Genomic DNA, 11,635 nt, shown 5'->3' with positions numbered 1-11,635 from the left:
GCCACTCCGGTCCCGACGGTGCCGTCCGCGCCCACACCCCGGGAGCCGTCCGATGAGGGTCCTGCTGATCGGAGCCAACGGATACATCGGCCGGTTCGTCGCCGACCGTCTGCTCGCCGACCCGGCCGTCCAGCTCACCGCGCTCGGTCGCGGCGACGACGCCGACGTCCGCTTCGACCTGGCCACCGGCAGCCCGGGCGCGCTCACCCGCTTCCTCGACGCGGTGCACCCCGGGGTCGTCATCAACTGTGCCGGTGCCATCCGCGGCGGCGCCCGCGAACTCACCCGGCACAACACCGTCGCCGTCGCCACCGTCTGCGAGGCCCTGCGCCGCAGCGGCTGCGGAGCCCGGCTGGTGCAGATCGGGTGCAGCGCCGAGTACGGGCCGAGCCAGCCCGGCTCCTCCACCGCAGAGGACGCCGTACCGCGCCCCGGCGGCCCGTACGGCGTCAGCAAGCTCGCCGCGACCGAACTGGTCCTCGGCTCCGGCCTGGACGCCGTCGTGCTGCGGGTCTTCTCGCCGGCCGGCCCCGGCACCCCGGCCGGCTCCCCACTGGGCCGGCTCGCCGAGGCCATGCGGCGCGCCATGCAGTCCGGCGACGGTGAACTCAAACTCGGCGGCCTCGGGGCCCAGCGCGACTTCATCGACGTACGCGACGTCGCCCGCGCCGTGCACGCCGCCTCGCTCTCCGCCGCGCAGGGCGTCATCAACATCGGCTCCGGCCGCGCCGTCCGCCTCCGCGACGCCGCCGCCGTCCTCGCGCGCGTGGCCGGTTACGGCGGCGCCCTGCACGAACTGGACGCCCCGCCCGGACCGCTGCGCGGCACCATCGGCCACCCCCGGCCCGACTCCGACCACGCGGCCCCTGTCGCGTACCCGTACCCCGACGGCTGCGGGGGCTGGCAGCAGGCCGACGTGCGCACCGCACGCGACCGGCTCGGCTGGCGGCCCCGCATCGGCCTGGAGGAATCCCTGGCCGACATCTGGATGGAGGCGGCATGCCGCATCTGACCAGCACCTCAGCAGGCGCCACCGGCACCGGCCTGCGCACCGCCCTCGGTATCCCCGGCTACGCCCACCCGCTCGTCGCCCCGGCCCAGTGGGCGGAACTGGCCCGCCCCGGCACCCCGCTGGACTGGGTGGTCCTCAACGTGGCCGCCGGACCCGGCACCCGCCCCGACCCGCACTGCCTGGAAGCCGCGGGGCGGCTGCGCGGGGCGGGCGTGCGGGTCCTCGGCCACCTGGACCTCACCCACGGCGCCCGGGCCTTCGCCGACCTGCTCTGCGACGCCCACCGCCACCTCGACTGGTACCGCGTCGACGGATTCCTGCTGGACCGCTGTCCCACGGACCGCGGCGCGCTCCCCGAGGTCCGCCGTGCGGTCACCACGCTCCGGGCGATCAGTGACACCGCCCACATCGTCCTCGGTCACGGCACCCACCCGCACCCCGGCTATGCCGAGAACGCCGACCAGCTGGTGACCTTCTCGGGCTCCTGGTCGGACTACCGCTGGTCGCAGGTGGCCGAGTGGACCGCCGACTACCCGCCGGACCGCTTCTGCCACTTCGTGCACGGCGTGCCCCGCGGTCACCTGGACGAGGCGCTGCGCCTCGCCCGCTGGCAGGGAGCGGCGACGATCTACTTCACCGACCGCACCGACCGCGGCGGCCGCACCGACCCCTGGGAGACGATGCCCGGCTACTGGGACGACATCGTCTCGCGTATCGGAACAGGTGTCTCGGAATGAAAAAGGCCGTGGCAGTGTTACGGGAAGAACAACCGTACTGTTTGACCGACCAACGGAGTCCCCGTGTCGCTGCCACCCCTGGTCGAGCCAGCTCCTGAGCTCACCGTAGACGAGGTCCGCAGGTACTCCCGCCACCTGATCATCCCCGACGTGGGCATGGACGGGCAGAAGCGGCTGAAGAACGCCAAGGTGCTCTGTGTGGGCGCCGGCGGCCTGGGCTCGCCCGCGCTGATGTACCTGGCCGCCGCGGGCGTGGGCACCCTGGGCATCGTGGAGTTCGACGAGGTCGACGAGTCGAACCTGCAGCGCCAGATCATCCACAGCCAGTCCGACATCGGCCGCTCCAAGGCCGAGTCCGCCCGTGACAGCGTCAAGGGCATCAACCCGTACGTCAACGTGGTCCTTCACGAGGAGCGGCTCGAGGCCGACAACGTGATGGACATCTTCAGCCAGTACGACCTGATCGTCGACGGCACCGACAACTTCGCCACCCGGTACCTGGTCAACGACGCGTGCGTGCTGCTGAACAAGCCGTACGTGTGGGGCTCGATCTACCGCTTCGACGGCCAGGCCTCCGTCTTCTGGTCGGAGCACGGTCCCTGCTACCGCTGCCTCTACCCGGAGCCCCCGCCCCCCGGCATGGTCCCCTCCTGCGCCGAGGGCGGCGTCCTGGGCGTGCTGTGCGCGTCCATCGGCTCCATCCAGGTCAACGAGGCGATCAAGCTCCTCGCGGGCATCGGTGAGCCGCTGGTCGGCCGCCTGATGATCTACGACGCCCTGGAGATGCAGTACCGCCAGGTCAAGGTCCGCAAGGACCCCAACTGCGCGGTCTGCGGCGAGAACCCGACCGTCACCGAGCTCATCGACTACGAGGCCTTCTGCGGCGTCGTCTCCGAGGAGGCCCAGGAGGCCGCCGCCGGCTCGACGATCACTCCCAAGCAGCTCAAGGAGTGGATCGACGACGGCGAGAACATCGAGATCATCGACGTCCGAGAGCCGAACGAGTACGAGATCGTCTCCATCCCGGGCGCCAAGCTGATCCCGAAGAACGAGTTCCTCATGGGCAGCGCCCTGGAGGGCCTCCCGCAGGACAAGAAGATCGTCCTGCATTGCAAGACGGGTGTCCGCAGTGCGGAAGTCCTGGCGGTCCTGAAGTCCGCGGGCTTCGCCGACGCGGTCCACGTCGGCGGTGGCGTCATCGGCTGGGTCAACCAGATCGAACCGAACAAGCCGGTGTACTGACCGGCCCCTCCGCCGGCCAGCGGGACGGACGAAGCCCACGGCTCTGACCAGTGCAGATGCCGTGGGCTTTCGTCGTTGTTGCTCGGCGTCGCCCAACCTACCGCGTGACGACTCGCTGCAAGCAGTACCTGACTCCGCTGGCGACGTACGCAGGTGCGACGACGTAGTGCACCAGCCCCTCAGGGTCTGACTTCCCCCAGACCTGCTGGCGGTCGGTATCTACTGGCTCACCCGCACAGAATTCAAAATCCCAGAACCCTCTGTTCTTCATCGAGCGGGCCTCGCGCACCAAGGCAGTACCTTGGTCAAATACATTGCTTGCGTGTGCAGCCAATGCATCGGTCGACCGTGCTTTGACAATGCGTCGAATGCGAGCCTCAGTCGTATCGGCTCGTCCGAAAATCTCAGCGCAGAGCTTCTGGACGGTGTTGGAAATAGCCTGTCCAGTATCTCCCCGAGCGTGCAGCGCAACTGATTTTCGCGCCAGCCCGAACAAAGCTTGCTCGACGAACCCCACATACTTCTCCGCAAGGAGGCGATGCGCCTCGGACTCCAGAGAGTCCAAATCATCGCGGTAGCGTGTCCATTGGGACATGATGCCATCTATGCGGGCATCCGACTCTTCCAGTGACGATCGAAGAACGACTATCTCGCTTCGCGCTTCCTGAAGGGCTTCTCGAAGAGACGCAACCTCTCGTTCGAGTTCAGTAACGCTGTCTTCGATCGCTGTACAGTGCTGACCTGCGCTTGGGTCGTCATCGACCCCCTCAGGCAGCGATTCCTCGTATGCGAACTCAGCCGCGTCTGCCATACTGCCTCTTCATTGATTCATGACAACGGAACGAAGTCCAGTTCTGCGTGCACCGCCTCTCCGGTCTCCTTTACCGTGGCGGTAACCTTGATTTCGGTCTCACCGAACTGCATGGCAACATTTACGCCACGCTTGTCCAGGTCCAGGTGCATCACGCTGGACAGGTCAACGGTAACGCTGCCGATCTTCTGGCACTGCGTTTCAGTGACGTACTGCGGATATCCACTGTGTGTGCTGTGCACATCGATGGTGAGCGTACGCTGTGTGTCCCAGACCGGGCTCAGGGCATGCTCGACTACCTCGTCCACCCTTACCGTCTGGCCGCGACTGACAAAGACGCAGAACCTGTTTCGGCACCTGTCTCTGCCGTCGGGACCGGTGAACTTGAACTCCGGCGGGTCGAGGCGCGGTCGAAAGGTACTGGATGTGTTGCATCCGTACGTGAGGCGGGCTCGACGTGCTCGAACTTGTGGATTGCATGCGAAGTAGACAGCGCCGTACAGGACAGCCACCTGCGGATCCGGGGGCGTGATGACTTCTGCCCGTCCCTCCAGGTGCTCTTCCAGTCGCCCCCTCAGATAGGGGGAATTGGCGAACCCCCCTACGAGTACTACTAGCTCCTTGCCTCGGGAGTTCCGCCGCTGACGTTTCATCTCCTCGAGTTGCCTGTCCACCAGGTCAAGAATGCCGGGTACTACGACTTCAAATGCATTGCGAGCTTCGTCGGGCGAGATCACGATGGCGTCGGTGAATCCATCCTGAGACTTCGCCAGTGCAGCGCGAGCGCTGTCGTCAAGGCACCGGTCGAGAGCCAAAGGGATCTGGATGTTGATTTCTTCCGCTTGCCCTACGGTGAAGTGAAGCTTCGCCTTCTCCCAGTCGTCGGTCAGGTCGATGATTGCGGTGGGCTGTTGCTCCCTGATGCGCTCAAGCGCATCGAAGGACCCGAATCGCGAGGTAAGAATATCTTCGACGAATGCGCGATTGACGTACTCTGAGCCGAATTTGCCACCGCACTCTCGACCGATTTCCTCGAGGCTATCGCCGGAGACCGCCCGGTAGGCGGTGATGTCAACCGTCCCACCGCCACAGTCTGCGACGAGGAAGCGAGATCCGGGGGACAGCAGACTGGCGCGCTTTCCTGTCAACTTCGCTGTGCGCACACCCGACACGCGCGCATAGTGAGCCGCCACCTCAGGCTCATAGGCCAGCAAGAGACGCTTGGGCTCATCGGGCAATCCAGCAGCTTCCGCGGCTTCGCGCATCAGCTGCTTCTCGTAATCACCCCAAATGGCAGGTACTGTCACACACCAGCGGATTTCATCTTCCGAGAATCCACTCCGGGTAATTTCACCAACTGCCTCTTGGAAGATCTTCTCGAGATAGCAGATGACCAGCCTCTTCGCCTCGTCCGAAGAGAGTGACTCGGAAGGAAGCTCAGGCTGCCTGGCGCCCTCTGGAGACGTCGGGGCCAGCGACATCTTGAAGGCGTTCACGTACCGGCTGTTGTCGCCGGCGGAACGTGAGTTGAAACGTCGCCGGGCGTCATAGCCCCAAGCCTGCAATTCCCCGCTTTCGTTGAAGAGAAGTGCAGTCAGGTTCTTCGGGTAGGGAATCGGATGTGACGGCCACTGCATGCGAGGGTGGATATCTCGCCGCTGATTGCCGTTCTTGACTTCATCAATGATCGTCCATGCATACCCGGTGCCATGGGTGCCGAAGTCAACAGCAACTGCGACTTTCTGCTTCTTCATGAGACGTCACCACCCTAGAGAGCGCAGAGTTGAACGGCGTGCAATTCCCTCAAGGAGCCTGGATGCCCTGGTTACTTGAGAGGGATCCCCTACGTCTACGAGGACGTCCAGGAGGAGCCGCATCGTGGCCGTGTCGACAGGTGGGTCGGAACTCTCGCACATGCCCAACGCGGTGAGTGCGAAGTTCCTTGCCTCGGCCGAGAACTGTGCATCCCTATACAGAACGGCTTGCTGGATGCGTCCGTGAATTTCTTGGACTCTCCCTCTCTGGATGGCAACCTCATAGGCGGCTACGAGGCCGAGCGCCATAGATCGTCGCTCCAGGCCCATATTGTCCGGAAGTGTCCTGTGGATATACGGAGCCCGGCCGTAGTTGGCCAGATGGAACCACTCACCCAGGAGCCCTACCGTGAGGGCGGTCGAGTAGCCCAGCTCGTCCTCGAACGCAAGTCGATTCGCGCGCTGAATTTCCTCGTCTGAACTGGCCGGAGGGAGGGACAGCGGAGGAAAATTAACCTGCACAGACTGGAAACCGAAGGTATCCACTATGTTCCAGGCTGTAAGGGTGGGCCATACTCTCTTACCTGCCTGAACGTCCCCATAAATGAGAATCACTGGTAGATCACCGAGAGCTCTCTGGAGAAGTGCGACATCGACATCCGTCTGCCTCAAGGGCCGCTTGATCGTGCCATCCATAGAACAAACGTCAGCGGCCCACTGGGAGTTGACCCAGGCTCGCCGAATTGCCACTCTGAAGGAGTGAGGCCCGTCGTCGTTTCCCTCTCTGTTCAATTCCTCGTGAAAGAACGGGGCCACGAGAAGTGCAGGGCGAGATCCGTTATTGGTTGACTCTTGAACCAGCTCCCGAAGCTCCTGAGGGGTATAGGAGAAGGGCGAGTTCGTCATCTCTCGGTCGAGCTTGTCCTGAGCCGCCTTGACCTGAATGCTGATCTGCGCCTGTCGCCAGTCGCGATCGATCTCGTATCGATTGTTGCGACTGGCTTCCTGGGCTCGCATCGCGGCGGCGCGTTCTTCTCGCTCGGCGATTCTGATCTCGGCAGCGGCTGCTTCGTCTTCACGCAAAAGGTGCGAAAATTCCTGCTGGTCGAAGTAGCTGCCGTCTCGCTTTAATTTGTAGATTTCCAGCAGGCGTCCACTCAGATCAGTGATGCCTCGAAACATGCCAGCCGACAGCAACGCGCCGCTCCCTCTCGCCCCGTGAGCCGTAATCCTAGACGTCTCATGCGCGAGGTGTCCTGGGTTTCGCGTACACCATCAACGAGATGGCTGGATCCACCATCTACACACTTGATCCCGGTGGCCGTGAGGCGCTGAACCGCGCCGCCGTGAACGGTCTGAAGACAAGCGAGGCCCGGAGGCGCGAGATTCCCCGTCCGCGTCAGGAGCAGACCGTGCCGGCCTTCGGTTCCTTGCCGTCGAGCAGGTAGTCGTTCACCGCGCTCTGCACGCACTTGTTCTTGCTGTCGTACGCGCCGTGCCCCTGGCCCTTGTACGTCAGCTCCACGGCGACGCCCTTGCCGAGCGCGTCCACCATCTTCTTCGCGCCCTCGTACGGCGTGGCCGGGTCGCCGGTGTTGCCGACGACGAGGATGGGGGCCGAGCCGGGCGCGCTGACGTCGGGATGGTCGGCCGCGCCCGGCACGGCCCAGTCGGTGCAGCTGAGCATGCCCCAGGCCAGGTAGTCCCCGAACAGCGGGGACGCGGCACGGAACTCGGGCACCTGCCGCTGGACGTAGTCGGCGGTGTACCGGGGCTTCTGGTCGGCGCAGTTGATGGCGATGTTCGCCGCGGTGATGTTGCTGTACTCGCCGTTCTCGCTGCGGCCGTTCAGCGAGTCGGACAGCAGCATCAGGATCTTGCCGTCGCCGTCGTAGGCCTGCTCCAGGCCCTCGGTGAGGTACTCCCAGAAGTCCTTGGAGTACAGGGCCTGCGCGATGCCGTTCGTCGCGGCTGTCTGGGTCAGCTGACGTGGTGTGATGCCGGAGATCGGCTTCTTCTCCAGGTCGTTCAGAAGCTTGGCGATGCGGTTCTTCACGTCCTGCGCGGTGTCGCCGATCGGGCATTCCGTGGTCTTCGAGGTGCAGTCCTCGGCGAAGTTGTCGAGCGCCAGCTGGAAGCCCCTCGCCTGCCCGAGCGCGCTCTGCTCGGCGTTCTGGGTGGGGTCCACGACGGCGTCGAGCACGGCCCGGCCGACGTACTGGGGGAACAGGTGGGCGTACACGCCGCCCAGTTCGGTGCCGTAGGAGATGCCGAAGTAGTGCAGCCTGGCGTCGCCGAGGACCTGGCGCAGCAGGTCCATGTCGCGGGCCGCGTCGGTGGTCGCCACGTGCGGCAGGACCTTTCGGGAGTTCTTCTCACAGGCCGCGTTGAACTGCTTGGTGCGGTCCAGCAGCGCGGTGCGTTCGGCGTCGTCGTCGGGGGTCGCGTCCTGCTGGAAGTACTCGTCCAGCTGGGCGTCGCTCTCGCACTTCACCGGCGCGCTGCGGCCGACCCCGCGCGGGTCGAAGCTGACCAGGTCGTAGCGGGTGCCCAGAGTGGCGTAGTCCGCGCCGAACGCGGGCAGGGTGCTGACGCCGCTGCCGCCGGGGCCGCCGAAGTTGAACACGAGCGAGCCGATCCGCTTGTTCGCGGGGCCGGTGGCCCGGGCGCGGATCAGGGCGACGCCGATGGTGTCGCCCTTCGGTCTGCTCCAGTCGAGGGGCGCCTGCATGGTGGCGCACTGCCAGGTGGTGCCGTTCGGCAGCGGGGACGGAGCGCTGCCGCCGCCCTCCGCCTCGGACGGCGCCGGACAGTCCTTCCAGTCCAGCTTCTGCGCGGTGAGATCGCCGTGGTGCTTGGTCCCGTCGCCGCATCCTGCCAGCAGGGCGGACAGCAGCACGGCCGTGGTGGTCAGCGCGGCGGCGCGCAGCCGGGAGGGGTTCGCCATGCTCCCATCCTGGGGGCGCGCACGCCGAGGCGCGCGCGGGGCGCGGGCCGTACGAGGTAGGCGTACGGCCTGCCTCACCGGGCCTTACAGGGCTCCCTTGCGGGTGAGGTGGTTGAAGGCCAGCCACCCCGGCAGCACCGGCAGCCACAGCGTCAGCAGGCGGTACAGCAGGACGGCCGGTGCGGCGACCTCCTTGGGCAGGCCGAACGCGATCAGGCCGAGCGTGAGGCTCGCCTCCACCGCGCCCACGCCGCCCGGGGTGGGCGCCGCGGACCCGAGCGCGTTGCCGGCGAGGAAGACGACGGCGACGCTGGCGATGCTCAGCGAGACCGAGCCGCCGCCGAACGCCCGGACGGAGGCGTCCAGGCACATCACGAAACACGCCGTCAGCAGGAGCATGCCGCCGATGCCGGTGACCAGCTTCTGCGGACGCTGCAGCACGTCGAGCATACGCGGTACGACACCGGCGAACAGCGACCTCACGCGCGTGACGACGAATTTCCGCAGGAACGGCACCGAGGTCACCACGAGCACCAGTACCGCCACGGTCAGCAGGCCCGCGATGACCGTACGGGACGGCGACAGCGACGGTGTCTTCTCGGTGCCGGTCAGATAGCCGAAGGACAGCAGCATCAGGATGTGGCAGCCGAGCCCGAACAGCTGCGACGCGCCGACGCTGGCCACCGCGAGACCGGCGCGTACGCCGGCGCGCTGCAGGAAGCGCGTGTTCAGGGCGACACCGCCGACCGCGGCCGGTGCCACGATCTTCACGAAGGACCCGGCGACCTGTGCCGCCACCGTCCTCAGGAACGGCACCCGCTCCGGCACGAACCCCAGCAGCGCCATCGCCGCGGCGACGTAGCTGAGCGCGGAGAACGCCACCGCGGCGATCACCCAGCCCCACTGGGCCTGCGCGAACAGCGTGCCGAACTCGATGTGGGTGAGCTGCGTCAGCAGGTAGTACGCGCCGATCGCACCCGCGATGAAGCTGATGAGCGTGCGCGGCCGCACCCGCTCCAGCCGGGCCGGCTCCACAGGGGCCTGCGGCCTGATCCGCAGCACCTCGTGCCGGATCTGGGTGAGCAGGTCCTCCTCGCGGGCCTCGTCCAGGGCTTCGTCTATCGCCCGCCGCTCCGCGCGCTGCTCGGCGCGGGCCGTCTTCTTGTCGGGCTTTTCGAGGACGACCCCGTCCGTCTCGGAGGCCTCCTCCAGGCGGGCCTGCTTGGCCTGCCGGGACGCCTCCAGGACCGCTTCCCGTTCGCGCTGGGCGCGCTCCCGGGCCAGCCGGCGCAGGGTCGCGCGCGTGGAGCGCGTCAGCGCGATCGGCTGCAGCATCGGCAGGCAGTCGGCGACCGCGTCGGGCCCCAGCACCCCGACCGCCGAGGCCACCGCACGCTCGGCCCCGACCCGCAGACCGAGCGTGGTGACCAGCTGGGCCACGTCCATGCGCAGCAGCAGCTCGCCGGCCGCGATCTCACCGCCGCGCAGCTCGGTCAGGATCACCTTGCCGGAACGATCCACCAGAATCGCGTCACCCGCGAGCCTGCGGTGCGCGATCCGCCGCGACTGCAGCGCCTGCACCTGGTGCCAGGTGTTGCGCAGCAGCTCGTCGGTGATCTCCGCGTCGGCCAGGGAGTCCAGCGTGCGCCCGCCGGTGTGCTCGTAGACGAGCATGACGGCGTCGGGGCCGAGCTCGGAGGTCGCGATGAGCTTGGGCGCGTGGGCGCCGGCCGCGATCGCCGCGTACGCCAGCAGCGCCTCCTGTTCCAGCGCCTGGCGCAGCGACTGCAGGCTGGAGCGGGTGGCGAAACCGCGCAGGGTCAGATTGCGCCAGGCGCGGTAGAAGAAGCCCTGCGCCTGCTGTTCGCGGTCGACGACCGTGACGTCCAGCGGCGGGCCGTCCTCCAGGGTGACGAAGTAGCGCCGGCCGCGGTCGCCGCTCTCCGTCTCCACGACCTCCTCGCGGGCCGCGCTGAGGGGGTGGAAGCCCACGTGCCTCAGGCCTGCCATCAGCGTCTGCCCGGTGGGCCGGACGTTGGGGGAGCCGACCGCGTACAGCGTGCCGTAGGCGATGGTCCAGCCGATCAGCACGGTCAGGATGATCGAGAACGGTGTCGTGTAGCCGGTGACGAGCATCGAGAACGCGTCGAGCAGCAGCACGATCCACAGCACCGCGCGCCATCTCGGTCTGCGGGACATGCCGACGGCCGTCATATAGGCGATGACGGGGGCCAGATAGCCGTGCACCGGGTCGGTCAGGGCGTGGATGTCGCCCGGCGAGGGCTGGGTGAGCGCCTCCTGGATCGAGTCCGGGGCGGCCCGGGCGACCCACAGGTCGGTCGCGAGGGTCACTCCGTGGGCGAGGACGGCCGCGAGGACGCCGTCGGCGATGCGCAACCCGTCGCGTTTGATCAGCCGTTCGATCGCGAAGGCGACCGGCACCAGCAGGATCGCGATGCTGGACGCCAGACCCGCGAACCTGATGAGCAGGTCGGGGGCCTGCCCGGTGCCCTTGTTGATGTCCTGTTCGAGGCCCGAGGTGGTGCCGTGCGCGAACGCGGCGATGGCGAGCAGCACCACGATGGCGAGCAGGCCCACCAGGAGCCGCATGAGGTCGGAGGGGCGGTGCACGCGCGCGGGGAGCAGTGGTTCGTCGCCCTCCACGGCCTCGGCGTGCGGGTCGTCGTCTGCGCCGGGACCGAGGTCCCGGGGCGTGTTCTCCGGGACGTGCGCCCCCTCGGTCTCGTGGCCGTCGCCGTCGTCCCGCGCGCGTCCGTCGTTCTCACGCGCACGCGTGCCGCCGCTGTCGTCGGCGTCGGCATTCGTCCCACGCGTAGGGGTGGCGTCGTCCTCGGGCGGGCTGGTGCGTGCGGTGCCGTCGTCCTTGCGCGGGCCGGTGTCCTCGGTGCCGTCGCGCTTGCGCGGGCTGGTGCCGGGGCGCGCGCCGGCGTCAGGGCTGCCTGTCCCGTCCTCCGGGTGCACGCCCTGCTGCTTCATGGTCTCTTCTTGGTCTCGTATCACCAGTCACCGCCCGCACGATGGTGGCATGCCCCACCGACACTCGCGGGCATCAGGGTGCGGATGCGCGGGCGCACAGTCTGCCGGAAGCGGCGTCCTGGGGCGAGAGGGCCG

At 67.2% G+C, this 11,635-nt stretch carries 9 protein-coding genes; 4 read left to right on the top strand and 5 right to left on the bottom strand.

What is annotated here, in order from left to right:
• Nucleotides 1–52 precede the first annotated feature (52 nt).
• From IO33_RS0111830 to moeZ, 3 genes are all read left to right on the top strand, one after another.
• Nucleotides 53–1,012 (top strand): NAD-dependent epimerase/dehydratase family protein, encoded by a 960-nt coding sequence (locus tag IO33_RS0111830; RefSeq protein ID WP_031163469.1) that lies wholly within the window; start codon nt 53–55, stop codon nt 1,010–1,012.
• Nucleotides 1,000–1,749 (top strand): spherulation-specific family 4 protein, encoded by a 750-nt coding sequence (locus tag IO33_RS0111825; RefSeq protein WP_031163467.1) that lies wholly within the window; start codon nt 1,000–1,002, stop codon nt 1,747–1,749. The genes IO33_RS0111830 and IO33_RS0111825 overlap by 13 nt, the downstream gene beginning before the upstream one ends.
• A 63-nt stretch (nt 1,750–1,812) precedes the next feature.
• Nucleotides 1,813–2,991 (top strand): adenylyltransferase/sulfurtransferase MoeZ, encoded by a 1,179-nt coding sequence (gene moeZ / locus IO33_RS0111820; protein WP_031163464.1) that lies wholly within the window; start codon nt 1,813–1,815, stop codon nt 2,989–2,991.
• A 97-nt stretch (nt 2,992–3,088) separates the two neighbouring features.
• On the opposite strand, the gene IO33_RS50370 is transcribed toward moeZ, so the two are convergent.
• From IO33_RS50370 to IO33_RS50365, 3 genes are read right to left on the bottom strand one after another with little or no spacing between them, the layout of a single operon-like run.
• Nucleotides 3,089–3,802 carry a hypothetical protein gene (locus IO33_RS50370; protein WP_157857836.1) on the bottom strand — a complete coding sequence of 238 codons (714 nt, stop codon included), beginning with the start codon at nt 3,800–3,802 and terminating at the stop codon, nt 3,089–3,091.
• Between the two features lie 17 nt (nt 3,803–3,819).
• Nucleotides 3,820–5,556, bottom strand: coding sequence for an Hsp70 family protein (locus IO33_RS0111815; protein ID WP_157857835.1), 1,737 nt, complete (start codon nt 5,554–5,556; stop codon nt 3,820–3,822).
• 6 nt (nt 5,557–5,562) lie between these two features.
• Nucleotides 5,563–6,252 carry a hypothetical protein gene (locus tag IO33_RS50365; RefSeq protein ID WP_157857834.1) on the bottom strand — a complete coding sequence of 230 codons (690 nt, stop codon included), beginning with the start codon at nt 6,250–6,252 and terminating at the stop codon, nt 5,563–5,565.
• A 156-nt stretch (nt 6,253–6,408) separates the two neighbouring features.
• On the opposite strand from IO33_RS50365, the gene IO33_RS50360 reads away from it, so the two are divergent.
• Nucleotides 6,409–6,687 (top strand): hypothetical protein, encoded by a 279-nt coding sequence (locus IO33_RS50360; protein WP_157857833.1) that lies wholly within the window; start codon nt 6,409–6,411, stop codon nt 6,685–6,687.
• Between the two features lie 268 nt (nt 6,688–6,955).
• Here the strand turns inward: IO33_RS50360 and IO33_RS0111810 are convergent, their stop codons facing one another.
• Together IO33_RS0111810 and IO33_RS0111805 are read right to left on the bottom strand one after the other, a co-directional pair.
• Nucleotides 6,956–8,503 carry an alpha/beta hydrolase gene (locus IO33_RS0111810; protein ID WP_031163460.1) on the bottom strand — a complete coding sequence of 516 codons (1,548 nt, stop codon included), beginning with the start codon at nt 8,501–8,503 and terminating at the stop codon, nt 6,956–6,958.
• 84 nt (nt 8,504–8,587) lie between these two features.
• The gene (locus IO33_RS0111805) at nt 8,588–11,500 is read right to left on the bottom strand and encodes a lysylphosphatidylglycerol synthase domain-containing protein (protein ID WP_031163458.1); all 2,913 of its coding nucleotides are present in this window, start codon (nt 11,498–11,500) and stop codon (nt 8,588–8,590) included.
• Between the last annotated feature and the right edge of the window lie 135 nt (nt 11,501–11,635).

Source organism: Streptomyces durhamensis (assembly GCF_000725475.1).
GTDB classification, from domain to species: Bacteria; Actinomycetota; Actinomycetes; order Streptomycetales; family Streptomycetaceae; genus Streptomyces; species Streptomyces filipinensis.
This window is presented reverse-complemented; position numbering and strand designations above follow the sequence as displayed.